Annotated in this window: 24 protein-coding genes; 6 read left to right on the top strand and 18 right to left on the bottom strand. The window is 65.6% G+C overall.

The window, feature by feature from the left end; genetic code table 11:
* Nucleotides 1-5 precede the first annotated feature (5 nt).
* The 3 genes from KBW95_RS00550 to KBW95_RS00540 all read right to left on the bottom strand — a co-directional run bounded on the left by KBW95_RS00550 (nt 6) and on the right by KBW95_RS00540 (nt 2,596).
* Nucleotides 6-614, bottom strand: coding sequence for a PEP-CTERM sorting domain-containing protein (locus KBW95_RS00550; protein WP_211527244.1), 609 nt, complete (start codon nt 612-614; stop codon nt 6-8).
* A gap of 165 nt (nt 615-779) precedes the next feature.
* A complete protein-coding gene (locus tag KBW95_RS00545) occupies nt 780-1,517 on the bottom strand; it encodes a LytTR family DNA-binding domain-containing protein (protein ID WP_229429475.1) in 738 nt (245 codons plus the stop codon).
* A 2-nt stretch (nt 1,518-1,519) separates the two neighbouring features.
* Nucleotides 1,520-2,596 (bottom strand): sensor histidine kinase, encoded by a 1,077-nt coding sequence (locus KBW95_RS00540; RefSeq protein WP_229429459.1) that lies wholly within the window; start codon nt 2,594-2,596, stop codon nt 1,520-1,522.
* Nucleotides 2,597-2,756: 160 nt separating this feature from the next.
* Here KBW95_RS00540 and KBW95_RS00535 point away from each other — a divergent pair, with 160 nt between their 5' ends.
* A complete protein-coding gene (locus tag KBW95_RS00535; protein WP_211527242.1) occupies nt 2,757-4,094 on the top strand; it encodes a glutamine synthetase family protein in 1,338 nt (445 codons plus the stop codon).
* Nucleotides 4,095-4,134: 40 nt separating this feature from the next.
* On the opposite strand, the gene KBW95_RS00530 is transcribed toward KBW95_RS00535, so the two are convergent.
* Nucleotides 4,135-5,745 (bottom strand): response regulator, encoded by a 1,611-nt coding sequence (locus KBW95_RS00530; RefSeq protein WP_211523570.1) that lies wholly within the window; start codon nt 5,743-5,745, stop codon nt 4,135-4,137.
* Nucleotides 5,746-5,924: 179 nt separating this feature from the next.
* Here KBW95_RS00530 and KBW95_RS00525 point away from each other — a divergent pair, with 179 nt between their 5' ends.
* The 3 genes from KBW95_RS00525 to KBW95_RS00515 all read left to right on the top strand — a co-directional run bounded on the left by KBW95_RS00525 (nt 5,925) and on the right by KBW95_RS00515 (nt 8,399).
* Complete coding sequence (locus tag KBW95_RS00525) at nt 5,925-6,701, top strand: DeoR/GlpR family DNA-binding transcription regulator (protein ID WP_211523569.1); 777 nt, start codon at nt 5,925-5,927, stop codon at nt 6,699-6,701.
* Entirely contained in the window at nt 6,698-7,855 is a 1,158-nt protein-coding gene (locus KBW95_RS00520) for an MFS transporter (RefSeq protein ID WP_211527241.1), read from the top strand. Before KBW95_RS00525 ends, KBW95_RS00520 begins: the two co-directional genes overlap by 4 nt.
* 73 nt (nt 7,856-7,928) lie before the next feature.
* On the top strand, nt 7,929-8,399 hold the full coding sequence (locus KBW95_RS00515; RefSeq protein ID WP_211527240.1) for a hypothetical protein: 471 nt from the start codon (nt 7,929-7,931) through the stop codon (nt 8,397-8,399).
* A gap of 44 nt (nt 8,400-8,443) precedes the next feature.
* Here the strand turns inward: KBW95_RS00515 and udk are convergent, their stop codons facing one another.
* The 5 genes from udk to KBW95_RS00490 form a co-directional block, all read right to left on the bottom strand.
* Nucleotides 8,444-9,085, bottom strand: a complete 642-nt coding sequence (gene udk / locus KBW95_RS00510) for a uridine kinase (RefSeq protein WP_211523566.1) — start codon at nt 9,083-9,085, stop codon at nt 8,444-8,446.
* A gap of 184 nt (nt 9,086-9,269) precedes the next feature.
* Nucleotides 9,270-9,899: a cold shock and DUF1294 domain-containing protein gene (locus tag KBW95_RS00505; protein WP_211523565.1), complete on the bottom strand. Its 630-nt coding sequence runs from the start codon at nt 9,897-9,899 to the stop codon at nt 9,270-9,272.
* Between the two features lie 97 nt (nt 9,900-9,996).
* Complete coding sequence (gene thpR, locus KBW95_RS00500) at nt 9,997-10,527, bottom strand: RNA 2',3'-cyclic phosphodiesterase (RefSeq protein ID WP_211523564.1); 531 nt, start codon at nt 10,525-10,527, stop codon at nt 9,997-9,999.
* Nucleotides 10,528-10,537: 10 nt separating this feature from the next.
* Nucleotides 10,538-11,383: a 3-methyl-2-oxobutanoate hydroxymethyltransferase gene (gene panB, locus KBW95_RS00495; protein ID WP_211523563.1), complete on the bottom strand. Its 846-nt coding sequence runs from the start codon at nt 11,381-11,383 to the stop codon at nt 10,538-10,540.
* 161 nt (nt 11,384-11,544) lie between these two features.
* Nucleotides 11,545-11,907, bottom strand: a complete 363-nt coding sequence (locus KBW95_RS00490) for a hypothetical protein (RefSeq protein ID WP_211523562.1) — start codon at nt 11,905-11,907, stop codon at nt 11,545-11,547.
* Nucleotides 11,908-12,010: 103 nt separating this feature from the next.
* Between KBW95_RS00490 and KBW95_RS00485 the strand changes: the two genes are divergently transcribed.
* Entirely contained in the window at nt 12,011-12,346 is a 336-nt protein-coding gene (locus KBW95_RS00485; protein WP_211523561.1) for a DMT family protein, read from the top strand.
* A 53-nt stretch (nt 12,347-12,399) separates the two neighbouring features.
* On the opposite strand, the gene folK is transcribed toward KBW95_RS00485, so the two are convergent.
* From folK to KBW95_RS00460, 5 genes are read right to left on the bottom strand one after another with little or no spacing between them, the layout of a single operon-like run.
* Nucleotides 12,400-12,873, bottom strand: a complete 474-nt coding sequence (gene folK / locus KBW95_RS00480; RefSeq protein WP_211527239.1) for a 2-amino-4-hydroxy-6-hydroxymethyldihydropteridine diphosphokinase — start codon at nt 12,871-12,873, stop codon at nt 12,400-12,402.
* Nucleotides 12,870-14,252, bottom strand: a complete 1,383-nt coding sequence (gene pcnB / locus KBW95_RS00475; RefSeq protein WP_211523559.1) for a polynucleotide adenylyltransferase PcnB — start codon at nt 14,250-14,252, stop codon at nt 12,870-12,872. The genes folK and pcnB overlap by 4 nt, the downstream gene beginning before the upstream one ends.
* Nucleotides 14,245-14,919 (bottom strand): HAD family phosphatase, encoded by a 675-nt coding sequence (locus KBW95_RS00470; RefSeq protein ID WP_211527238.1) that lies wholly within the window; start codon nt 14,917-14,919, stop codon nt 14,245-14,247. Before KBW95_RS00470 ends, pcnB begins: the two co-directional genes overlap by 8 nt.
* On the bottom strand, nt 14,916-15,599 hold the full coding sequence (hda, locus tag KBW95_RS00465; protein WP_211523557.1) for a DnaA regulatory inactivator Hda: 684 nt from the start codon (nt 15,597-15,599) through the stop codon (nt 14,916-14,918). The genes KBW95_RS00470 and hda overlap by 4 nt, the downstream gene beginning before the upstream one ends.
* Before the next feature lie 56 nt (nt 15,600-15,655).
* Nucleotides 15,656-16,753, bottom strand: a complete 1,098-nt coding sequence (locus KBW95_RS00460) for an AI-2E family transporter (protein WP_211523556.1) — start codon at nt 16,751-16,753, stop codon at nt 15,656-15,658.
* 113 nt (nt 16,754-16,866) lie between these two features.
* On the opposite strand from KBW95_RS00460, the gene purM reads away from it, so the two are divergent.
* The gene (purM, locus tag KBW95_RS00455; RefSeq protein WP_211523555.1) at nt 16,867-17,910 is read left to right on the top strand and encodes a phosphoribosylformylglycinamidine cyclo-ligase; all 1,044 of its coding nucleotides are present in this window, start codon (nt 16,867-16,869) and stop codon (nt 17,908-17,910) included.
* Between the two features lie 86 nt (nt 17,911-17,996).
* On the opposite strand, the gene KBW95_RS00450 is transcribed toward purM, so the two are convergent.
* The 4 genes from KBW95_RS00450 to KBW95_RS00435 are packed head-to-tail and all read right to left on the bottom strand — an operon-like array spanning nt 17,997 to nt 22,597.
* Nucleotides 17,997-20,045: a sodium:solute symporter family protein gene (locus tag KBW95_RS00450; RefSeq protein WP_211527237.1), complete on the bottom strand. Its 2,049-nt coding sequence runs from the start codon at nt 20,043-20,045 to the stop codon at nt 17,997-17,999.
* On the bottom strand, nt 20,042-20,365 hold the full coding sequence (locus tag KBW95_RS00445; protein ID WP_211523553.1) for a DUF4212 domain-containing protein: 324 nt from the start codon (nt 20,363-20,365) through the stop codon (nt 20,042-20,044). The genes KBW95_RS00450 and KBW95_RS00445 overlap by 4 nt, the downstream gene beginning before the upstream one ends.
* Nucleotides 20,343-21,884 carry a sensor histidine kinase gene (locus tag KBW95_RS00440; RefSeq protein WP_373888732.1) on the bottom strand — a complete coding sequence of 514 codons (1,542 nt, stop codon included), beginning with the start codon at nt 21,882-21,884 and terminating at the stop codon, nt 20,343-20,345. Before KBW95_RS00440 ends, KBW95_RS00445 begins: the two co-directional genes overlap by 23 nt.
* Entirely contained in the window at nt 21,881-22,597 is a 717-nt protein-coding gene (locus tag KBW95_RS00435; RefSeq protein WP_211523552.1) for a response regulator transcription factor, read from the bottom strand. Before KBW95_RS00435 ends, KBW95_RS00440 begins: the two co-directional genes overlap by 4 nt.
* Nucleotides 22,598-22,791 lie beyond the last annotated feature (194 nt).

The raw sequence follows: 22,791 nt of genomic DNA, 5'->3' as shown, positions 1-22,791 counted from the left end.
GTGTTTCAGGCCTTCTTGCGGCGACGTGCCAGCATGCCCAGGGCGCCCAGGCCGAGGAGTGCCAGCGAGGCAGGCTCGGGGACGTCGGCCTGGGTCACGGTGAACGAGCCGGCCAGGATGCCGGTGCCGTCGTAGTTGCCGCCCTTGGCGATGAAGCCCCAGGCCTGGCCTGCGGTCAGGTCCAGGTCGAGCGACTTCTTGACCACGCCACCCCAGGTGTTCTGCGTCAGCAGCGTGGCGTTGCTGGTCGAGCCTTGCCAGATCGACATATCGGTGTACGACTGATACCAAGCTGCGAACGAGGACAGGTCCACGTCGATCGAGAGCTTGCCGGTTTTCTGTGCCGTCGTGGAGAACACATAGGTCTGCTGCGGCACGCCCATGTAGGCGTGGCCCGGATGCTTGAAATCGTAGGACAGCTTGTTGCCGCCCACGGTCAGGTCGGAGCCCATGCCATAGGCGTCGCTGCCGCTCCAGGTGGCGGTCCACTGCTGGGAAAGCGGACCGGTGCCGGTGACCTCGGTTGCGGTCGTGACGACGGCTGCCGAGGCTGGAAGCATGAGGGCCAGGCTCAAGCCTGCAATGCGGAACAACTGTACGAGCGAACGGTTCATTTTTTATTCTCTTTCAGGGGTATAGTTAAAATTGAAATACAAATTGATGGATAGCAATTTGCATGCCAACTTTGCAACTCCTTGATTTTGAAGGAAGGCCGGAGAAGGTCTGCGGGCAGGTGTAAAAGATTCCGACAGTTATTTCTTATTGCATGTGACCAACTTTTAGATGGACATATCGCGCAGCGCCCTGGACGCCTCGCGGTTGGCGCCCAGGCGGGTGCCGTCGCGCATCTCGATCTGCAACTGGGACTGGTCATCCGGCGTCATCGACTCGACGAAATCGAGGTTGACCAGCACCGAGCGGTGGATGCGGATGAACCGGCTTGGGTCGAGCTGGGCTTCCAGCTCCGCTATGCCGAGCCGCACCAGGAAGTTCTGGCCGCGCGCGACGATCACCGTGTACTTGGAATCCGATTTCATGTACTCGATATCGCCCACCGCGAGCGGGAAGATGCGGCCGCGGTCGCGCACCAGGATGCGCTCGACGCGCCGCACCTCACGCTGGCCCGCCTGCAGCAAGGTATCGGCCAGCTCGCCCGGCGAACGCTGCGGCGCATCCAGCAGGCGCGCCACGGCGGCGTCGAAGCGCGCACGCGTGAAGGGCTTGAGCAGGTAGTCGATGGCATTGAGTTCGAACGCCGTGACCGCGTACTGGTCGTAGGCCGTGGTGAACACGATCTGCGGCAGGTAATCCAGGCGGCGCAGCACCTCCAGCCCGGTCATCTCGGGCATCTGGATGTCCATGAACACCACCTCCGGCCGCAGCCGGTTGATGCTGGCGAGCGCGGCCGCGCCGTCGGCCGCTTCGCCCACCAGGCGCAGGCCCTCGTGGGCGCAGATCGCATCGCGCAGCACGTCGCGGGCGAGCGGTTCGTCTTCCGCGAAGAATACGGTCTTCATGTTCACGCGAGTCTCCCTGTCGGTTCGAGCGGAATGGAAAATGCGACGGCGAAGCCGGCGCCCGGGGCGGTGTCGATGCGCAGCGCGGACTCTGCGCCGTAGTCGAGCACCAGGCGCTTTTCCACCGTGCGCAGGCCGAGGCCCGCGCTGCGTCCGATCGCATCCGCATCGACGCCCGGACCGTCGTCGCGCACGGCAAAGCGCAGGCGCCCCCCGGCCTCGTCGCGCTGGGTCTCGATGCGCAGGGTGCCGGGGCGGCTGTGCGGGTTGAACGCATGCTTGATGCTGTTCTCGACCAGCGGCTGCAGGGACAGCGCCGGCACCTGTTCGCTGCCGGCATCCGGATCGAGCTGCCATTCCACGTTCAGGCGGCTGCCCAGGCGCAGCGCTTCCAGCTCCAGGTAATCGCGCACGAAATCGAGTTCCGCATCGAGCGTCACGCGGTCGCTGCCGCTTTTCTCGGTGTCCAGCACGTAGCGCAGCATGTCGGAGAACTGGAACAGGGCGGTCTCCGCCGCGCCGGGGTCCTTGCGCGTGAGCGCGATGATCGAGTGCAGGGTGTTGAACAGGAAGTGGGGATTGAGCTTGCTGCGCAAGGCGTTCAGTTCCGAGGCGATCAGGAGCTTTTGCGCCTCTTCCATGGCCAGCGCCTGCCGGTGGGCGCGCTCGCCGGCGCGGACCAGCGTGAAAATGCCGGTCCCGAGCAGGTAGGTCATGCAGTGGTACAGCAGGGGCCAGACATACCAGCTGATCGCCTTGTTGGGCTGGAACATGGCCCAGAAGGGCCCTTGCGACAGGATCGCGAACACGGGCGCGATCAAGGCGTGGACCACCAGCACCGTGGTCCGGCTCAGCTTGCGGCGCTCCAGGTAGCCGGTCAGCGGCCACGCGAGGGCCAGCAGCAGCGCGGAGGGGAGCAGGCTGGCGATCGTCAACGCGGCTCGCGCCGCATCGAATTGTCCCGCCACCACCTTGTCCAGCTGGTCGGCGGTCGACAGGAAGACCGCATATACCAGCCAGACGGCAACATAGATCCGCCACATGAGGCGGCGGCCAGGGGCGGGCTGCTTGATTGACATTGTTTTCATGGCGAAAGTATGGCGCAGAATGGGCCAGGCGGGGCCGGTCATGACGCGAAATGCCAGATTCGATACCTGGATTGCGGGAAGGCGTCAGCGGCGCGCGGGGCCGGCGGGCGTGGTGCTATATTGGGCCTCCCGTAGCTACGACGGAAACACCATGGGCATTGAGATGCGCGAGTTCCTGCGCGAACACAATATTCATGAAGTCGAGTGCGTCATCACGGACATGACGGGCATCGCGCGCGGCAAGATCCTTCCCAAAGACCTGTTTCTCGACGGCGGCCACATGCGCCTGCCGAAGAGCGTGCTGCTCAACACCGTCAACGGCGAGCAGCCCAACAACGCGCCCTACGTGGGCACGACCGACCCCGACATGATCTGCGTACCGGATCCGGACACGATCCGGGTCGTGCCCTGGGCCTCCGAGCGGGTTGCCGTGGTCATCCACGATTGCCGCAACTTCGACGGTTCGCTGGTCGAGCTGTCGCCGCGCGCGGTGCTGCGCCGGGTGCTGGGGTTGTACGAAGAGCGCGGCTGGCGGCCGGTGGTGGCGCCGGAGATGGAGTTCTACCTGGTGGCGCGCAACACCAATCCGCACGAGCCCCTGACGCCCCCGATGGGCCGTACCGGCATGGCCGAGACGGGGCGCCAGTCCTACTCGATCGACGCGGTGAACGATTTCGATCCCTTCTTCCTGGAGCTGTCCGCCTTCTGCAAGGCCCACGACCTGGGCGTGGAAACCCTGATCCACGAGGCTGGCGCGGGACAGATGGAAATCAACTTCGCGCACGGCGACGCGCTCGAGCTGGCCGACCGCGTGTTCCTGTTCAAGCGCGCGGTACGCGAGACCGCCCTGCGGCACGGCATCTTCGCCACCTTCATGGCCAAGCCCATGGAGACCGAGCCGGGCAGCGCCATGCATGTGCACCAGAGCGTGGTCGACATCGCCACGGGGCGCAATATCTTCACGGAGGAGGGGGGCGGGCCGAGTCAGCTGTTCTTCCACTATATCGCCGGGCTGGAGCGCTATGTGCCGGACGCGCTCCTGATGTTCGCGCCGCATGTGAATTCCTACCGCCGTTTATCGCGCTTCCAGTCGGCGCCGACCAATGTGCGCTGGGGCTACGACAACCGCACTTGCGGCATCCGCGTGCCGAATTCCTCGCCCGAGGCCAGGCGCGTGGAGAACCGGGTGCCGGGGGTGGATGTGAATCCCTACCTGGCGATGGCGGCCACGCTCAGCTGCGGGCTGCTGGGGATGACCGAGCGGCTCACGCCGTCGGACCCGACGCCGGACAGCGCGGAGCAGGTGCACGACGATCTGCCGCGGGACCTGGAGGATGCGATTTTGCGCTTGCGCCAGTGTCCGCAGCTGGCGGCGATGCTGGGAGAGCTGTTCGTGCAGGCGTACTGCGAGGTGAAGGAGCTGGAGTTTGCGACGTTTAGCAGGGTGATCAGCTCTTGGGAGAGGGAGCATTTGATGCTGCTGGTGTGATGCGGGCGTTTGCAGCTTCGGTGCGGAACTTGTCAGCAGATTACGGGCAGGGCAGCGTAATCGTCAGCTTCGTCACACCCGAACCGGTATCCATGCTGACGCTGCCTCCCTGCACCTCGGCCATCAGCCGGATCGAGTACGTCCCCAGCCCGGTCCCCCCGATCTTCTCGCTCGACGCATACTTGTCAAAGAAGCGCTCCCGCAGCTCCACCGGCACTTCGCCCGGGTTATCGATCATGACGTGCAGATTTCCATACCCCGGCGCCACAACCATGCGCACCGCCGCCCCGCCCGGCGACGCCTCCACCGCATTCTTCAGCGCGTTGTTGAACAGCGAATAGCACAGCATCGGCTCGCCCAGGCACATCACGTCCTGCGGCGCGTCGAAGCGGATCACCACGTCCTTCTCGGTGAAGGCCAACTGCACCTGCTGCGCCACCTTGGCCAGCAGCGTGCCGAGGTCGAACATCTGCAGGATCGGCTGGTAGGTCCCTTGCTCCATCTTGTAGACGTCGAGGGTGCGGTTGATCATTTCGAGCGCGTGCTCGGCCGCCTCTTCGATCATGCGCGCCTGCTGTTCCTGCGCCTCGTTCAGCGCGCTCCCCAGCAGGAACTGGCTGCCGTGCAGGGCCACCGCGATCGGGCTCTTGAGGTCGTGGCGGGTCATGCGCTCGACATCCTCGCGCAGGCGCGCGTTCTCGATCAGCAGTTCGTTCTGGCGCTTCAGGTCCTGCATGGCCGTGGCCAGCATCAGGTGGGCCGAGAGGCGCGCCTTGAGGATGGTCGGGTCGGCCGGCTTGGCCACGTAGTCCACCGCGCCCAGGCGCAGGCCGGACACCACGTCCTCAGTGCCGTCGCGCGCGGACAGGAAGATGATCGGGATGTGCGCCGTCTTCGGATTGGCCTTGAGCTGGCGGCAGACCTCGAAGCCGTCCATCACCGGCATCATGATGTCGAGCAGGATCAGGTCGACGTGGAAGGCTTCCGCGATCTCCAGCGCCTTCTTGCCGCTGATCGCGACCTTGATCGCGTATTCGTCCTTCAGCACGCCGGCCAGCACCTCGATGTTGGTCGGGATGTCGTCGACGATCAGCACCGTGCACTTCTTGACCCGCTCGCCGATCGGCTGGTCCAGGCCGATCACGTTCGACGGCGGCAGGGCCGGCGCCGCAGGGGCGACTGCAGCCGGAGCCGGCGCAGGTGACGGCGCGCTCGGAACCGCAGGACGGGCAGGGGCCGGGCGTGCGAACGGCGAGGCCGGTGCGCTGTCGAGCGTTACGCCCAGCATGCTCATGAACTTGCTGGCGAAGCTGTGCACCGTGAAGGGCTTGATCATGTAGGCGTTCACGCCCGCCTGCAGCGCGGTGCGTACCGAGGCCGGGTTGGCTTCGGCGGTCAGCATCATGAAAGGCGTGTGGGCGTAGCGGTGGTCGCTGCGCATCCATTTGAGCAGGTCGATGCCGCTCATGACCGGCATGCCCCAGTCGCCGACCACGATGTCGATCTGCTGCTTGCGCATCACGTCCTGCGCCGTCTTGCCATTGTCGGCCTGGAACACGTTCAGGAAGCCGAGTTCGGCCAGCACCTGGCGCACATGGGTGCGGATCAGGAGGTAATCGTCGACGATGAGAATGGCAGAGGACTTGTCCATGATATTTATAGCAACGTAAGTTGATGAAGTTTAACAACTAATTGTTGGGCCGCCTACGTGCCTGGAGGTCCACTGTTGCGCAGATGATCAGCTAGCCCTGCCTGTTTTTGCATGTTTGTGCGTTTACTTGCATGAGTTTGCCTGTTTGTGTACAGTGAGCGGACACATCAGGAGAACCCATGCAATTAGCGGAAGAGCGCCGCCAGGCGATTGTCGACGCCGTCGAGCGCGAAGGAAGGGTGCTGGCCGTCGAGCTGGCGCGCACCTTGGACACCTCGGAAGACACGATCCGGCGCGACCTGCGCGACCTGGATGCGGCCGGCCTGCTGCGCCGCGTGCACGGCGGCGCCGTGCGCCTGCGCCGCGAAGCCAGCTTCAGCGAGCGGGCCGAAGCCGACATGGCGCGCAAGGGCCAGCTCGCCCAGGGACTGCGCGACTGCATCCGTCCGGGCGACACGGTGCTGATCGACGCCGGCTCGACCCACCTTGCGCTGGCGCGCCAGCTGGAAGACGGCTGCGCCGCCGCCATCGTCACCAACAGCCCGCAGATCGCGCTGGCGCTCGGCCACTTCCGCCGCACGCGCATCGTGCTGCTGGGCGGGACCTATCACCCGGACGTCGGCGCCACCGTCGGCGCCGCGACCATGCTCGAAGTGCAGCGCCTGCGCGCCGACCTGGCGCTGGTGGGCGTGTGCGGCCTGGACCTGGAGCGCGGCCTGGGCGCCGCCAATCCGGAAGAAGCGGCGCTCAAGGGCGCCATGCTGGCCGGCAGCGCGCGCCGCGCGGTGGCCGTGCTCAACGAGCGCCTGGAAGGCGGCGCGCCCTTCGTGTTCGGCGCGCTCGCCGATCTCGACCACCTCGTGCTGGAAGCCGATGCGCCGCCGGATGCCGTCCACACGCTGCGCACGGCCTGTTCGGCTCTCGACATCAAGTTCACCGGAAAGAGCAAGGCATGAATCCCGTTTCGACTTCCAACGCGCCCGGCATCGAGGCGGGCCGCTGGGCCATCTCCACCGTCTTCCTGCTGAACGGCGCCGGCATCGGCCTGTGGGCCGCCCACGTGCCTGTGGTGCAGCAGCGCATGGGCATCGACACCTCGACGCTCAGCATGGTGCTCCTGACCATCGCCGCCGGCGCGCTGCTGGCCATGCCGCTGATGGGCGGACTGACCTCGCGCTTCGGCACCCGCCGCATGACCCTGCTGTCGGGCTTCGCCTTCGCGCTCCTGCTGGGACTGATCATGAAGGTGGACGGCTTGCCCCTGCTGTTCGGCACCGCCTTCCTGTTCGGTATCAGCAACGGCGCGCTGGACGTGGCGATGAACGCCAACGCCAGCGAAGTCGAGACCGCGCGCGGGCTGCCGACCATGTCGTCCTTCCACGGCTTCTTCAGCCTGGGCGGCCTGATCGGCGCGGCGCTGGGCGGCCTGATCATCGGCCAGGGATGGGGACATGGCGAGGGCGCGATGGCGATGGGCGCGCTGACCGCGGCGGTGCTGGCCCTGGCCGCGCGGCGCGTGGTGGCTTTCGCCCCCACGCATAGTCATGGCAGCCATTTCAGCCTGCCGCGCGGCGCGGCCGTCGGTCTCGGCTTGCTGGCCATGCTGTGCTTCGCGGTCGAGGGCGCGCTGGTGGACTGGAGCGGCCTCTTGATGCAGGAGCGTACCGGCGCCGCGCCGGCCACCGCGGCCGTCGGCTTCTCGGCGTTTTCGATTGCGATGGCGGCCTGCCGTTTCGCGGGCGACCGGATGATCGTGCGCTTCGGTGCGCTGCGGGTGATGGTGGTGGGCGGAGTGGCGATGTTCGCTGGCCTGGCCACCGCGGTGCTGAGCACCCACTTCCTGCTGTCGGCCTGCGGCTTCGCGCTGATCGGCCTGGGCGCGGCGAACGTGGTGCCGCTGCTGTTCGGCGCGGCCTCGCGCATCCCCGGCATGAGCGCCGGGGCTGGCGTGGCGGCGGTGGCGACCCTCGGCTACGGCGGATTGCTGCTGGCGCCGCCGGTGCTGGGCTGGATCGCGACCCAGTCGAGCATCATGATGGCGCTGGGGATGCTGTCGCTATCGGGATTGGTGATCGCCGTGAGCGCCGGGGTGGTGAAGCGTCACGGCTGAGACGCGGCTGCCGTTATAATTCTCCGCAGCCGCGCACTCTTGCCGGCCTGTCCAACCCGCCTCTGGAAAGCATATGAAGAAAGCCCTGTCCTTGCTGCTGTTGGTTTCTGGCGCCGCTCTGGCCGACGACGACGCCGCCGTCCTGAAATGCCGCGCGCTCTCAGAGGCAGCGAGCCGCCTCGCCTGCTACGATGCGATGCCGGTGGCGGCGGCGCCGGCCGCCGCTGCGCCTAACGCCGGGGCGGTTCGCACCGAGACGGTCCAGCCGGAGGCAAAATTCGGGTTGGCGAAGGCCGCACCGCAGCCCGTCAAGGAAAAGAGCCCTTCGAAGATTCGCAGCAGCGTGGCCGGAGCCCTGGACGGCTGGTCGCCCGGCACCCGTATCGCGCTGGCCAACGGCCAGGTATGGCGCGTGACCGAGGGCGAGGCAGTCCTGCCACGCCTGAACAACCCGCAGGTCGAAATCTCGCGCGGCATGTTCAGCAGCTACCTGCTGCAGATCGACGGCCATGCTAATACCGCGCGCGTCGAGCGCGTCCAGTAGCACACCGCTGCCGGGAGCCGCCTGAAAGGTCCGGGGCGATACGATCAGGACCGCTTCAACTGGCCGATGACGCTCGCCACCTTGGTGGTGATGACATCGACCGCCGGGCCATTGGCGCCGTGGGGCAGGATGACGTCGGCGTGGCGCTTGGTCGGTTCGATGAACTGCTTGTGCATCGGGCGCACCGTTTCCAGGTACTGGTTGACGATGCTCTCCATCGAGCGGCCGCGTTCGGCGATATCCCTCTGCATGCGGCGGATGAAGCGCACGTCGGGGGCGGTGTCGACGAAGATCTTCAGCGACATCATCTTGCGCAAATCCGCGTCATACAAGGCAAACAGGCCTTCGATCACGATGACCGGGGCAGGTTTGACGGGGATGGTCTTGTCGGAGCGGTTATCGATCGTGAAGTCGTACACCGGCATCGCGATCGTTTCGCCGTTGCGCAGGGCGCGGACGTGCTCTACCAGCAGGGGCCAGTCGAAGGCCTGCGGATGGTCGTAGTTCTGCTTGCGGCGGACTTCAGGAGTGAGGTCGGACTGGTCGCGGTAGTAATCGTCCTGCATCACGACCGAGACCATCTCGGCGCCGAACGACGCCAGCACTTGCTGGGTCACGGTTGACTTGCCACTGCCGCTTCCGCCAGCGACACCAATGACAAACGGAAGGGAGGAAATTGCGTTCATCCCGGAATGATACCGGAGCGGCAGGCGAACCGACAGGGGCTGGGCGATCCAAAACGATGTGTTCGGCAATCTTGCAACGCCTGCCTTCGCCTGTCGCTACTCGGTCTTTTCACTTCTTCCGGATTTCTGTCGGTCCGAAGCGATTGCTTTCTCGTGCTGATGGGCGATCGGATGTTCGCGGTCATCATACTGTGCCAAGAAGAGCGCTCAGTGCCTCGGCACCTGGCGGTGTAAAGAACCAGATGAGTATTCCGCAATTGATGAGAACTGTCGCCCAGAACACTGTGCGGAACGATGCCTTCTTCGATTTGTGCCGCAATGCCTGCTGGGCTACAAGAGCGCCAGGCCAGCCGCCAATAAGCCCGAGCATATGCAAGGTGCTTTCGCTGGTCCTCCACGTATTCTTCCGAGCTGCAGATTTATCGGCAGCATAGGTACAGAATGCCAGGGTGCTCATAACAAAATACAAACCAAGTAAAGCAAGCGGCAACTTTCCGGCAAAAACGCCAAGAGTAACAAACCCGAGAAAGCCCGCAGCTGCGATCAATGAACCAGTTGGCGAATCAAGCGATGATTTCCGTAACACGGCGTCGCGGACCAGAATGACTTGTTCTGCGCGCGGCCCCTTCTCGTTGGCGCCCAAATGGTAGGTGACGATGTCATTGCTGACCGGGCGGGCTCCGCGCCTGCTAAACGCGCTGATATGCACAAATACTGCTGGGCCGCCTCCATTCGGGGTGATAAAGCCGAATCCCTGATCGTCTTTCCAAGAGGTGATTCTTCCTTGGTATCGAGGCACTTTCTGACTTCCCATCTTGAATTTCCTGGATAAAGATAGGATAGTGTAGTGAGATATTTTCCTAGGGGCAATTACTCGTTGTGCGGTTGCAGCTGGCGGTGAAAAGGCAGACTTACTCCATGCAATTCCCATACTCGCGCAGGACGATGTATCCGCCCCCATCGCCCGGCCGCGATTCCACCAGCGCATAGCCCTGCGCTTCCCATGCAATCGCCGGCCCGGACGTGGGCACATCGGCTCCAACAGCGCGTCTGGCCATGGTCACATGCGGCCGGTACTTGCGCGCTTCCGGCACCAGCCCCAGCGCCGCGATCGCTTCGTTCAGTCGCGCATGCAGCGCCAGCAGCTCCGGCGGCTCGCTGTGCGGTTCGAGCACGGCCAGCCCGCGCGGCCACATCACGGCGCGTCCCAGCTCCAGCCGGAAGGGTTCGAAGGGTACGGTAAAAGCGTCGAGCAGCTCGGGCAAGCGCTCGGAGGGCAGGTTGCCCAGGAAGTGCAGGGTCAGGTGCAGCTTGTCGGTATGCACCGGGGCGGCGCCGCGCGGCCAGCCCCAGGCATCGCGCCATTCGCGCAGCTGGTGGCGAATGGCCGGATCCGGCCAGAGCGCCAGGAACAGACGGGTTGTCTCTTGCTGGCCGCTCATCGCCGTCTCCTTAGAAGCAGTGCTCCGGACCGGGGAAGCTGCCGTCCTTCACGGCCGCCACGTAGGCAGTCACGGCCGCGTCGATGCTGGTCTGGCCTTCCATGAAGTTGCGCACGAAGCGCGCCTTGCGGCCCGGGAACACGCCCAGCAAGTCGTGCATCACCAGCACCTGGCCCGAGCAGTCGGGACCCGCACCGATGCCGATGGTCGGAATGAACAGCAGGTCGGTGACTTCCTTGCCCAGCGCCGCCGGAATGGCTTCCAGCACCACCATCATGGCGCCGGCCGCCTGCAGCGCGAGCGCGTCGGCCTTCAGGCGTTCCGCCGCCTCGTCGGTCTTGCCCTGCACCTTGAAGCCGCCGAAAGCGTGTACGAACTGCGGGGTCAGGCCGATGTGGGCGCACACGGGAATACCGCGCTCGACCAGGAAGCGCACGGTGTCTGCCAGCCAGGCGCCGCCTTCGATCTTGACCATCTGGGCGCCGGCGCGCATCAGTTGCACGGCGCTGTCGTAGGCTTGCTGCGGGTTGCCGTAGGCGCCGAAGGGCATGTCGGCCAGCACCAGCGCGTTCTTGTTGCCGCGCGCGACCGAGGCGGTGTGATAGGCCACGTCGGCCACCGTCACCGGCAGGGTGGAGTCGAAGCCGGCGCAGACCATGCCCAGCGAATCGCCGATGAGCAGGACTTCGACGCCGCAGCGGTCCATCAGGGATGCGAAGCTGGCGTCATAGGCGGTCAGCATCGCGATCTTGTTGCCGGCTGCGCGCATGGCGAGCAGGGAGGGAACGGTCACGGCCTTGGCGACAGGCTTCGGCGTAACCGGGGCCTCGTTGCCACCCCCGAGATAAGCGCTCATAGATATCCTTTTGAAAACGAAACGTCCAGGCCGCGTAGTGTAATACCACGGACGCGAATGCGCAGGAAAGGTTCTAGAAAGAGGGTTCTAGGAATGGGAGATGACGCCGATAGGTGCCGGGGGTAAAGGGCTGTCAAGGCTTCGCCTCGCCACAAGAAGCGCTACTTGTACCCACGCGATTTCTGCACATTGGTGTCGCATGCCGAGCAGAGGAGCCGGGTGTTTGCTGGGGTATAGCCGCCCATGGCTTCCAATCGATCAAGCACAACGTACTTATCGGGAAGTGTGGTCATACACAAGGGGCAGGTGTTTTCTTGCTCGCTTCTTTTTAGTTCTTTCAGCTTGCGTCGATGCATAGGCTTGCCGCGCTCGTCGTAGGAAAGCTCCTTGTAGAGTTTTCTTCGCAGCGCCCATTGCAAGTCAATATCGCCACCACTCCGTGAAGCGAGGCTCTGCCGGACCTCCGCAATCAGCGGTGCAAAAAGACGTTCGAGTTCGTCTGAAGAGAGCTGCCTGTTTGCCATTTCTATCTCACGTGAAGATCACCAGGGTATATGCCGCGTGCGAGCTTCGCTCGTCTGCAATAATGTTGGTTCTTACCGACCCGTTGCTGTTAATTCAACTTTCATGCAAACCTTCCTGCTCCTTGCCGCCTCCAATATTTTCATGACCATCGCGTGGTACTGGCATCTCAAGGGAGGGATGCACAAGCCGCTGTTCACAGTGATTCTTGTAAGCTGGGGAATCGCGTTTGTCGAATACTGTCTTGCGGTGCCGGCGAACCGAATAGGCTTTGCAAGCGGATGGAGTGCCGGACAGCTCAAAGTGGTTCAGGAGGCTATCGCGCTTGTGGTCTTTGGCGTGTTCATGGTTACCGTCCTAGGTGAGCCCATCCATTGGCGACATCTTGCAGCGTTTGGCTGCATCATGGCGGCAGTGGGCTTCTTGTTTGTTGGACGTTAGCGTAAATCGCATCGTGCGAGCCCGTTGAAGGGCGCGGACGCGAAGCCGCATGCTCAGGCTATCCGGGTGATGAACTGGTCCGCCACCTGCGGCACGAAGCCGGCGGCTGGCCCGCGGCCGGGAATGGCCACGCTAGGAGCGATTTCCAGCAGCGGCGCCAGCACGAAGGCGCGTTCGTGCATGCGCGGATGAGGAACGCTCAAGGTCCCGGTGGCGATGGTCTCGTCGCCGTACAGCAGCAGGTCCAGGTCGAGCGTGCGCGGCGCGTTGCGGTGGGGCCGCTCGCGGCCGTGCGCCAGCTCGATCTCCTGCAGGGCTTCCAGCAAGGCTTGCGGCGCCAGCGTGGTGTCGATGCTGGCCACCGCATTGACGTAGTCGTCGCCGCTCGAATCGATCGGCGCGGTGCGGTACAGGCTGGAGCTGCCGAGCAGGGTGGCGCCCGGCAGGGCTTTCAAGCGCGCGATCGCGTCCAGGACGTTCGCCTGCGCATCGCCCAGGTTGGCCCCGATCCCGATGAAAGCGATCATTCCTCGCCGCCGCCCGCACTTTGCGCGGCTGCCGGCGCGCCTTCGCCACTGTTCTTGCGCGGGCCGCGGCGCGGACGGCGCTTCTTGGGCGCGCCGCCTTCGCGGTCGCGGTTGTTGGCCTCGGCCACCAGGCGTTCGCGCTCGCCGCCTTCGGCGTCGTAGAACTCGGTCCACCATTCGCCGATCTCGGCCGGCAGTTCGCCGGAGGCGCAGCGCAGCAGCAGGAAGTCGTAGCCGGCGCGGAAGCGCGGGTGTTCCAGCAGCTTGTACGGCGCGCGGCCGGTGCGGCGCTCGAAGCGCGGCTGCATGGCCCAGATGTCGCGCATGTCGGTGGCGATGCGGCGCTGCAGGGCCAGGTTCTCGGTCTGGGTCTCCAGCACGTCGTCGGCCGCCAGGTGCAGGGCCGGGATCGGCGATTCGCCGGCGGCGCGGTAGGCGTTCCACTTTTCCAGCACCTGGTGCCACAGCAGGGAAGCGAACAGGAAGCCCGGTGAGACGCCCTTGCCGGCCTTGACGCGGCCGTCGGTCGATTCCAGCGCCAGGGTGACGAACTTCATGCCGATCGGCTGCTCCAGCACCACGTCCAGCAGCGGCAGCAGGCCATGGTGCAGGCCGGCCGAACGCAGCTCCTTCAGGCAGGCCAGCGCGTGGCCCGACAGCAGCAGCTTGAGCATCTCGTCGAACACGCGCGCGGCCGGCACGTTGTCGATCAGCGGGGCCATCACGGGGATCGGGGCACGGGTGGTCGGCTCGATGGTGAAGCCCAGCTTGGCCGCGAAGCGGACCACGCGCAGCATGCGCACCGGGTCTTCGCGGTAGCGCGCTTCCGGCATGCCGATGATGCGCAGCAGCTTGGCGCGGATGTCCTCGATGCCGCCGTGGTAATCCAGCACGCTCTGCGTGGCCGGGTCGTAGTACATCGCGTTGATGGTGAAGTCGCGGCGCGCCGCGTCCTCGTGCTGCGGACCGAAGTTATTGTCGCGCAGGACGCGGCCATGCTCGTCCTTGGGCGCGTTGTCGCTGCCGTTGCCGCGGAAGGTGGTCACTTCCAGCAGGTCCTGGCCGAACATCACGTGCACGATCTGGAAGCGGCGGCCGATGATGAAGGCGCGCCGGAACAGGCGCTTGACCTGCTCGGGCGTGGCGTCGGTGGCGATGTCGAAATCCTTGGGCTTCACGCCCAGCAGCAGGTCGCGCACCGCGCCGCCCACCACGAAGGCCTTGAAGCCCGCTTCCTGCAGGGTCTGGGTCACCCGGACCGCATTCGCCGAGACGTTCTTCGGGTCGATCTTGTGCTCTTCCGGCCCCAGGATCACCGGTTCGGTCGGATTGCGCTCGTCTTTGACGCCGAGGATTTTGCGGATGAATTTTTTAATCATTGAATAGGCGAATGGTTGGCCAGCCCTGCGCCTGCGCATGGCTTGCGAGCGCGCTGCTCGGGTTGGTGGCGATCGGGTGGGAGACGATAGCCAGCAGCGGCAGGTCGTTGTGCGAATCGCTGTAGAAATGGCTGCGCTCGAAGCTTTCGAACGGACGGCCCATGCGCTCCAGCCAGGCGTGCATGTGGTGGATCTTGCCTGCGCCCGAGGTCGGGGTGCCGGCCAGCTTGCCCGTCAGGCGCCCTTGCGCATCGACTTCCGGCATGGCGGCGATGTGGTGCTCGACGCCGAAGGCGCGCGCGATCGGGGCGGTGATGTAGTGGTTGGTGGCGGTGATGATGGCCACCAGGTCGCCCGCCTCGATGTGCTCGCGCACCAGCTTCACGGCCTGTGGCAGGATGGCGGGCTCGATCACTTCGCGCATGTACTGGGCGCGCAGGGCGTCGAGGCGCTCGCGCGGGAAGCTCGCCAGGGTGCCGAGGGCGAATTCCAGGTACTCGACCGGGTCGAGCACGCCGGCCTGGTATTGGGCGAAGAACTCGTCGTTGCGCTGGCGGAAGGCGGCTTCGTCGACCGCGCCGACGCGCACCAGGAACTCGCCCCACTCGTAGTCCGAGTCGATCGGCAACAAGGTGTGGTCGAGATCGAAGATGGTAAGGTTTTTCATTCTTTCGTATCCGGCTGCTGGTTTTCCTGCAGCAATAAATCGCGCAACAAAGGCACGGTCACCGGGCGCTGGGTCTCGAGCGAATATTGGTCGAGGGCGTCCAGCATGGTCGCCAGGGAGCGCATGTCGCGCTTGAAATGCGACAACAAATAGGGTAACACGCTGGCCGACAAGGTCAAACCGCGCGCTTCCGCGGCCTGGGTCAGGGCGGCGATCTTCTCGTCGTCCGACAGGCCGTGGATCTGGTAGACCAGGCCCCAGCCCATGCGCGTGCGCAGGTCTTCGCGCACCTGCAGCAGGGCCGGCGGCACCGGGCCGGTGCAGACCATGTAGGCGCCGTGCTCGCGGATCTGGTTGAACAGGGCGAAGGCGTCGATCTGGCGCTGCGGGCTCAATTGGTCGCAATCGTCCAGCAGATAAAGGCTGATCTCCGGGGTGAAGACGAACTGGTCTTCCGGCGCGTCGGCCGCGATGTAGCGCGAGCCCGGGCTGGCGGCCAGGGCTTGCAGCAGGTGGGTCTTGCCCGTGCCGGTGTCGGCCCACAGGTAGGCGAAATGCTCGCGCGACGCGCGCTGCGCGAACTGGTGCATCAGGTGCGCCATTTCCGCGTTTTCTCCCACCTGGAAGGTGTCCAGGCTGTGCACCGGTTCGGCGCCCAGGTCAAGCACCAGCTGTTTCATGGTGTTGGTTGTTTGCAAACACAATCGAATGCGCACTATCTGCGCTGTTATAGTCGTCAAGCATTATAGAAGCTGCTGCGCAGGTAGTGGCTGCGCACGTGGCGGAAACCGACCATCAGCACGGCCGATGCCGGGAGCGCCAGCAGCACGCCGGCGAAGCCGAACAGCTCGCCGAAGGCCATCAGGGCGAAGATCACGGCCAGCGGATGCAGGCCGATGCGCTCGCCCACCAGGCGCGGGGTCAGGATGAAACTCTCGAGCAGCTGGCCGACCGTATAGATGATGGCCACCCAGATCACGGCGCTCCAGCCGGCGAACTGCAGCAGGGCCGCCACCAGGGCCAGCAGCATGCCCAGGCCGAAGCCGAGATAAGGCACGAAGCCCAGCACCCCGGTCAGTACGCCCACCGGCAGCGCCACATCCAGCCCGATCAGGGCCAGGGCCGCCGAGTAGTACACGGCCAGCACGATCATCACCAGCAGTTGGCCGCGCAGGTACTGGGCCAGCAGTTCGTCGCTCTCGCGCGCCATGCCGGTCACCTTGGGCAGGAAGCGGCGCGGGATGGCGCCCTGGATGCGCGCCAGCAGCTGGTGCCAGTCGAGCAGCAGGTAGAACACCACCACCGGCACCAGGGTGAGGGTGGCGATCCAGCCCAGCAGGGCGCTGCCGCCCACGCGCACCTTGGCCAGCACCGTGGCCCAGACGTCGTCGCCGCTGGCGGCCACCTGGCGGGTGAGGAGTTCGCGCAGGCCTTCGCTGTCGAGCTTTACATGGATGCCGTACTGGGCCAGCCAGGGCGAGAACATGGCGTCGAGCTTGGTGAAGAAGGCGGGGATCTTCGCCTGCAGCAGGGGAATCTCGGCGCGCAGCACCGGCACCACGATCAGCACCAGGGCCAGCACGCCCAGCACGAAGGCGGTCAGCACGATCGAGACCGCGACCACGCGCGGCATCAGGGGTTTGCTCAAGCCGCGTTTGCCCATCCGGGCGCTGCTCAGGCGGTCGACGGCGCCGCCCAGCATGTAGGCGAGGATGGCGGATGCGATGAAGGGCGAAAGGATCGGCCCCAGGGTGTACAGCAACAGCGCCAGTGCCAGCCAGAGCGCCAACCAGAATGCCGATTGTTTCTGCTCTGGAGTAAGGAAAAAGGGCATGCGGTGTTGTGATTATTCGTTAAACGGGTTGGATGGGGGCCGTTTTGTTAAAATAGCGGATTGACCAATTCTGGTCTGCGCCTTCTATTTTACCGCCTCCGCTGCCAAATACCATGAGCCAACCATCTAATGTTTCTCTCTCCTACCGCGACGCAGGTGTCGATATCGACGCCGGCGACGCCCTGGTCGAAGCAATCAAGCCGTTCGCCAAGCGCACCATGCGCGAGGGCGTACTGGGCGGCATCGGCGGCTTCGGCGCGCTGTTCGAGATCAGCAAGAAGTACAAGGAACCGGTCCTGGTATCGGGCACCGACGGCGTCGGCACCAAGCTGAAGCTGGCCTTCGAGCTGAATCGCCACGACACGGTCGGCATCGACCTGGTCGCCATGAGCGTGAACGACATCCTGGTGCAGGGCGCCGAGCCGCTGTTCTTCCTCGACTACTTCGCCTGCGGCAAGCTGGACGTGCCGACCGCCACCGATGTGGTGAAGGGCATCGCCCAGGGCTGCGAACAGGCCGGCTGCGCCCTCATCGGCGGCGAGACCGCCGAGATGCCGAGCATGTACCCGGACGGCGAATACGACCTGGCCGGCTTCGCCGTCGGCGCGGTCGAGAAGTCGCAGATCATCGACGGCAGCAAGATCGCACCTAGCGATGTGGTGCTGGGCCTGGCCTCGTCGGGCGCGCACTCGAACGGCTACTCGCTGGTGCGCAAGATCATCGAAGTCGCCAAGCCGGACCTGGAAGCCGACTTCCACGGCCGCAAGCTGGCCGACGTGCTGATGGCCCCGACCCGCATCTACGTCAAGCCGCTGCTGGCGCTGATGGCCTCGATGGAAGTGAAGGGCCTGGTGCACATCACCGGCGGCGGCCTGGTCGAGAACATCCCGCGCGTGCTGGGCGACCACCTGACCGCTGTCCTGGACGGCAAGTCGTGGACCCTGCCGCCGCTGTTCCAGTGGCTGCAGCAGCACGGCGGCGTGGCGGATGCGGAGATGCACCGCGTGTTCAACTGCGGTATCGGCATGACCGTGATCGTCTCGAAAGAGAACGCGGATGCGGCGATGGCGCAGCTGCAGGCGGCTGGCGAGACCGTGTACCGCATCGGCGAGATCCGTGCGCGCGCTGAAGGCCAGGCGCAGACGATCGTCGAATAAGCTGTTCTTCGGCTGATGAAAAACGGGCGCCTTGAGGGCGCCCGTTTTGTTTTGTTCGCGTCTTCGCACACCAATAACGCCCGCAATCACTCCGGCGTCCGAATGTAGTCCACCATCCCCTCGCTATTCCTGCTCGGCGCTGGCGTCATCAAGCTCACCACCACAATGGTCAGCAGCCCCGCCGGCACCCCGAACACCCCCGCCGCCATCGGCATGACCCCGAGCCAGGCCGCATCCACGCTGCCCCCCAATGTCGGGCTGGCGCGGAACATGTAATACAAACAGACCGCGAACCCCGCCGCCATCCCCGCGATCGCCCCGGTATGGTTGGCCCGCTTCCAGAACACCCCCAGCACCAGCACCGGGAACAAGGTCGAGCCGGCCAGCGAGAAGGCCGCGCCCACCAGCGACAGGATGTCGGCCGGCTTCTGCGAAGCCGCGTAAGCCGCGATGAAAGCCACCGCCAGCAGCAGCAGCTTGGAAATCGTCACCCGCTTCTGGGTCGACGCGCCCGGTTCCACGATCTTGTAATACACATCGTGCGACAGCGCATTGGAAATCGCCAGCAGCAGCCCGTCCGCCGTCGACAGCGCCGCCGCCAGCCCGCCCGCCGCGACCAGGCCGGAAATCACATAGGGCAGCCCGCCGATCTCCGGCGTGGCCAGCACCAGCACGTCGGCGTCGATCGCGATCTCGGCCAGCTGCACCACGCCGTCGCCGTTGATGTCGATGACGCTGATCAGCGGATTGGCCTTGTCCACGTTGGCCCAGTACGAGATCCAGGTCGGCAGCGTGGAAAAGTCGCTGCCCACCAGCGAGGTATAGATGTCGTACTTGGCCAGCACCGCCAGCGCGGGAATGGTCAGGTACACCAGCAGGATGAAGAACAGGGTCCAGAACACGCCGTTGCGGGTGTCGTTGACCGAGGGCGTGGTGTAGGCGCGCATCAGGATATGCGGCATGGCGGCGGTGCCGAACATCAGGCAGAACACCACGGCCAGGAAGTTGTTGCGCTGCCGGTCCGATTCCTCCTTGGTGGCGCCGGGGAAGGGCGTGGCGTGCGGCACCGGCGGGCGGGCCCGCGCTAGATTAGCGTCGCGCAGCTCGATCCACACCGTGCGCGCCTCGTCCGGCGAGTTCGGATAGGTGTTCAGTTCGCGCTCGGCCTGGCGCACCTCGTTCAGCGAGGCGTTGTGCGTGCGCGCTTCCACCAGCCGGCGCTGGGCCTCGACCTTGCCCGCCTCCCACGACGCCGGGAGCGCCTCCAGGCGCGCGCTGTACTCCTGGGCGCGGCGGTGGAACTCGGCGCGCACCTGTTCCTCGCGCGGATCCCGTTCCAGCTGATGCTCGCGCGCGGCCAGCTTGGGCAGCAGCGAACCGTAGGCGAGCTGCGGCACCGGGTTGTCGGCGTGCTTGGCCGACAGCCAGATGGTCGGGATCAGGAAGGCTACAAGCAGGATGATGTACTGCGCCACCTGGGTCCAGGTGATCGCGCGCATCCCGCCCAGGAAGGAACACACCAGGATGCTGGCCAGGCCGAGGAAGATCCCGACCGAGAAATCGACGCCGGTGAAGCGCGAGGCGATCAGGCCGACCGCATAGATCTGCGCCACCACGTAGGTGAACGAGACGACGATGGTGGCGCCCACCGCCACCGCGCGCACCGCCGCGCCGCGTCCGTCCGCACCGCCGCCGTAGCGCGCGGCCAGGAAGTCGGGGATGGTGTACTGGGCGAAGCGCCGCAGGTAGGGCGCGATCAGCAGCGCCACCAGGCAGTAGCCGCCGGTCCAGCCCATGATATAGGCCAGGCCGTCGAAGCCCTGCAGGTACAGGCCGCCGGCCAGGCTGATGAAGCTGGCCGCCGAGATCCAGTCGGCGGCGGTGGCCATGCCGTTGAACATGGCCGGCACCCGCCGTCCCGCCACGTAGTATTCGGTGACGTTCGAAGTGCGGCAGATCACGCCGATGATCGCGTACAGCAGGATGGTCGCGAACATGAACAAATGCCCGATCCACAGGCGCGGCATGCCTTCCTGCTCGAGCAGCGCCACCATCACCAGGAACAGGCCGAAGCAGCCGGTGTACCAGAGGTAGTAGCGCGCCAGCTTGTTGAAGTAGGAGGTCTTCGCGCTCACACAGCCTCCAGTGCCGCGCGGTAGCGGCGTTCCAGGCTTCGCATGCGCCAGGCGTACAGGCCGATGGTCGCCAGCGACAGCAGCGACACGCCCTGCGCGGCCATGTAGAAGGACAGCGGCCAGCCGAACACGCTGACGCCGGCCAGCTCGCGCGCGAAGAACACGGTGCCGAAGCCGGCCACCAGCCACAGCGCCAGCAGGACGGCCGTCATGCGCCGCGTGCGCCGCCAATGCGCCTCACGCGTCTCCAGCAGCCGCCGGCGCGCGGCCAGGGCGGCGTCTTGTTGGTCGGGTTGGTCAGGCGGCGTCGATGGCGTCATGGGCGGGAGGCGGGAAGGTCAGCCGGAACAGGCTGCCCGGGAATTTGTTGGCGTGGCTGCGCGGGTTGTTGAAGATGTCGATCTCGGCGCCGTGCTGCTGGGCGATCTCGCGCACGATGGCCAGCCCCAGGCCGCTGCCCTGGGTATTGCTGCCCAGGATGCGGTAGAAGCGCTCGAACACGCGCGCACGCTCGGCCGGCGCGATGCCGGGGCCGGTGTCCTCGACCTCGAGCAGGGCGCGCTCCTCCTCGCGGCGCACGCGCACGGTGACGCTGCCGCCCGCGGGAGTGTAGCGCAGCGCGTTGTCGATCAGGTTCGACAGCAGCTCGCGCAGCATCATCGGATTGCCGGCGATGGTGACCGCTTCATCGGGCGGCTCGAAGCCGAGGTCGATCTGGTGCGAGAACGAGGCCTGCACCCAGTCCTGCACCGTCTCGCGCGCCAGGCGCGGCAGGTCGACCTCGCTGAAGGCCAGGCCGGCATGCGGCTGGTTCTCGGCGCGGGCCAGGGCCAGCAGCTGGTTGACCAGGCGGGTGGCCGATTCCGAGCTCTTGGCCACCTGTTCGAGCGAGCGCCGGACCTCGTCCGGATCGATCTGGCGCAGCGCCAGCTCGGACTGCATGCGCATGCCTGCCAGCGGCGTCTTCATCTGGTGCGCGGCGTCGGCGATGAAGCGCTTCTGCATCTCGATGGTCTGGGCCAGGCGCTCGAGCATGTCGTTGAAGGAGCCGACCAGCGGCGAAATCTCTTCCGGCACCTGGCGCGGATCGATGGGCGACAGGTCGTCCTGCGGCCGTGCGCGGATGCGTTCCTGCAGGTCGGCCAGCGGCGTCAGGCCGCGCGACAGGGCGAACCAGACCAGGGCCAGGATCACCGGCAGGATGATGAACTGGGGCAGGATCACGCCCTTGATGATCTCATTGGCCAGGTGGGCGCGCTTGTCGAGCGTCTCGGCCACCTGGACCAGGGCCAGCTCGGGCTCGGTTTCCGGTCCCCCGCGCTCATGCAGCGGATCGAGGTTGATATAGGAGTAGGCGACCCGCACCGGAATGCCGTGGAAGCTGTCGTTGCGGAAGGCCACCGCGCCGCTGCGCGCCTCGTCGTCGTCGCCGGCCTTGGGGCGGGGCAGGTCGCGGTCGCCGTCGAGGTGCTGGCCGGCCGGGCCGGTGATCAAATAGTAGACGCTGTCGACGTCGTCGGCGCGCAGGATGTCGACCGCGCCGGGCGCCAGCTGGGCGGTGACGCTGCCTTCCACGCTGCGCACCTGCTGGCTGAGCACCGTCACCCGGTCTTCCAGCGCGTCGTCGAAAGGCTGGTTGGCGATCGACTTGGCCACCAGGTAGGTGATCGCGATGCTCATCGGCCACAGCAGCAGCAGCGGGGCCAGCATCCAGTCGAGGATCTCGCCGAACAGCGAATGGCGGATGTTCTCGTCGGGCTCGGGATTGGGCGGGACGTACAGCGGCTCGGCCAGCCCATGCCCGGGCTGGGAGTCGAAGCTGGCGTCGCGCTCGTTCACTTGCTGTCGGAAGCGCCCGGCGCAGCTGGGGCGGCCCGTGGCGCCTCGCTGAATTTCTCGAGGCAGTAGCCGAGCCCGCGCACGGTGGCGATGCGCACGCCGCCGACCTCGATCTTCTTGCGCAGGCGGTGCACGTAGACCTCGATCGCGTTGTTCGAGACTTCCTCGCCCCATTCGCACAGGTGGTCGACCAGCTGCTCCTTCGAGACCAGGCGGCCGGAACGGGCCAGCAGCACTTCCAGCAGGCCGAGTTCGCGCGCCGACAGGTCGAGCATCTGGTCGTTGATATAGGCGCTGCGGCCGACCTGGTCGTAGACCAGCGGGCCATGGCGCACCACGGCCGGGCCGCCGCCGGCGCCGCGCCGGGTGAGGGCGCGCACCCGCGCTTCCAGCTCGGACAGGGCGAAGGGCTTGGCCATGTAGTCGTCCGCACCCAGGTCCAGGCCCTCGACGCGCTGCTCGACCGAATCGGCGGCGGTGAGGATCAGCACCGGCAGGTGCGAGGCGCGCGAGCGCAGGCGGCGCAGCACTTCCAGTCCGGACATCTTGGGCAGGCCGAGGTCCAGGATGAGCAGGTCGAACTCCTGGGTGGAGAGCGCGGTGTCGGCATCCTGGCCGTTCTTGACGCAATCGATGGCATAGCCGGACTGGCGCAGGGAACGCGTCAGCCCATCGGCAAGTACGCTATCATCTTCGGCGAGCAGAATTCGCATGGGGCACCTCGGGAAACCGTTAGACCTTCAACAAGTTCGTATTGTGTTTGATTTGTCGCAACAATGCGAGTCTTGACTGCACAACAGCGGCGCTTTTCATCGCATTTTGTGCTTGCCAAAACCACTGGATTTTTATACAGTAGTGACTCTTGATTTGGGCCGCTTTGACCCTACCTTGCCTACTCCACGATTGA

It is taken from the genome of Massilia sp. ZL223 (assembly GCF_018119395.1).
GTDB lineage: Bacteria > Pseudomonadota > Gammaproteobacteria > Burkholderiales > Burkholderiaceae_D > Telluria.
This window is presented reverse-complemented; position numbering and strand designations above follow the sequence as displayed.

What these genes read in the sequence shown, in the direction of transcription:
- KBW95_RS00550 (WP_211527244.1), bottom strand. Translation starts at nt 614, where the DNA reads ATGAACCGTTCGCTCGTACAGTTGTTCCGCATTGCAGGCTTGAGCCTG.
- KBW95_RS00545 (WP_229429475.1), bottom strand. Translation starts at nt 1,517, where the DNA reads ATGAAGACCGTATTCTTCGCGGAAGACGAACCGCTCGCCCGCGACGTG.
- KBW95_RS00540 (WP_229429459.1), bottom strand. Translation starts at nt 2,596, where the DNA reads ATGTCAATCAAGCAGCCCGCCCCTGGCCGCCGCCTCATGTGGCGGATC.
- KBW95_RS00535 (WP_211527242.1), top strand. Translation starts at nt 2,757, where the DNA reads ATGGGCATTGAGATGCGCGAGTTCCTGCGCGAACACAATATTCATGAA.
- KBW95_RS00530 (WP_211523570.1), bottom strand. Translation starts at nt 5,745, where the DNA reads ATGGACAAGTCCTCTGCCATTCTCATCGTCGACGATTACCTCCTGATC.
- KBW95_RS00525 (WP_211523569.1), top strand. Translation starts at nt 5,925, where the DNA reads ATGCAATTAGCGGAAGAGCGCCGCCAGGCGATTGTCGACGCCGTCGAG.
- KBW95_RS00520 (WP_211527241.1), top strand. Translation starts at nt 6,698, where the DNA reads ATGAATCCCGTTTCGACTTCCAACGCGCCCGGCATCGAGGCGGGCCGC.
- KBW95_RS00515 (WP_211527240.1), top strand. Translation starts at nt 7,929, where the DNA reads ATGAAGAAAGCCCTGTCCTTGCTGCTGTTGGTTTCTGGCGCCGCTCTG.
- udk (WP_211523566.1), bottom strand. Translation starts at nt 9,085, where the DNA reads ATGAACGCAATTTCCTCCCTTCCGTTTGTCATTGGTGTCGCTGGCGGA.
- KBW95_RS00505 (WP_211523565.1), bottom strand. Translation starts at nt 9,899, where the DNA reads ATGGGAAGTCAGAAAGTGCCTCGATACCAAGGAAGAATCACCTCTTGG.
- thpR (WP_211523564.1), bottom strand. Translation starts at nt 10,527, where the DNA reads ATGAGCGGCCAGCAAGAGACAACCCGTCTGTTCCTGGCGCTCTGGCCG.
- panB (WP_211523563.1), bottom strand. Translation starts at nt 11,383, where the DNA reads ATGAGCGCTTATCTCGGGGGTGGCAACGAGGCCCCGGTTACGCCGAAG.
- KBW95_RS00490 (WP_211523562.1), bottom strand. Translation starts at nt 11,907, where the DNA reads ATGGCAAACAGGCAGCTCTCTTCAGACGAACTCGAACGTCTTTTTGCA.
- KBW95_RS00485 (WP_211523561.1), top strand. Translation starts at nt 12,011, where the DNA reads ATGCAAACCTTCCTGCTCCTTGCCGCCTCCAATATTTTCATGACCATC.
- folK (WP_211527239.1), bottom strand. Translation starts at nt 12,873, where the DNA reads ATGATCGCTTTCATCGGGATCGGGGCCAACCTGGGCGATGCGCAGGCG.
- pcnB (WP_211523559.1), bottom strand. Translation starts at nt 14,252, where the DNA reads ATGATTAAAAAATTCATCCGCAAAATCCTCGGCGTCAAAGACGAGCGC.
- KBW95_RS00470 (WP_211527238.1), bottom strand. Translation starts at nt 14,919, where the DNA reads ATGAAAAACCTTACCATCTTCGATCTCGACCACACCTTGTTGCCGATC.
- hda (WP_211523557.1), bottom strand. Translation starts at nt 15,599, where the DNA reads ATGAAACAGCTGGTGCTTGACCTGGGCGCCGAACCGGTGCACAGCCTG.
- KBW95_RS00460 (WP_211523556.1), bottom strand. Translation starts at nt 16,753, where the DNA reads ATGCCCTTTTTCCTTACTCCAGAGCAGAAACAATCGGCATTCTGGTTG.
- purM (WP_211523555.1), top strand. Translation starts at nt 16,867, where the DNA reads ATGAGCCAACCATCTAATGTTTCTCTCTCCTACCGCGACGCAGGTGTC.
- KBW95_RS00445 (WP_211523553.1), bottom strand. Translation starts at nt 20,365, where the DNA reads ATGACGCCATCGACGCCGCCTGACCAACCCGACCAACAAGACGCCGCC.
- KBW95_RS00435 (WP_211523552.1), bottom strand. Translation starts at nt 22,597, where the DNA reads ATGCGAATTCTGCTCGCCGAAGATGATAGCGTACTTGCCGATGGGCTG.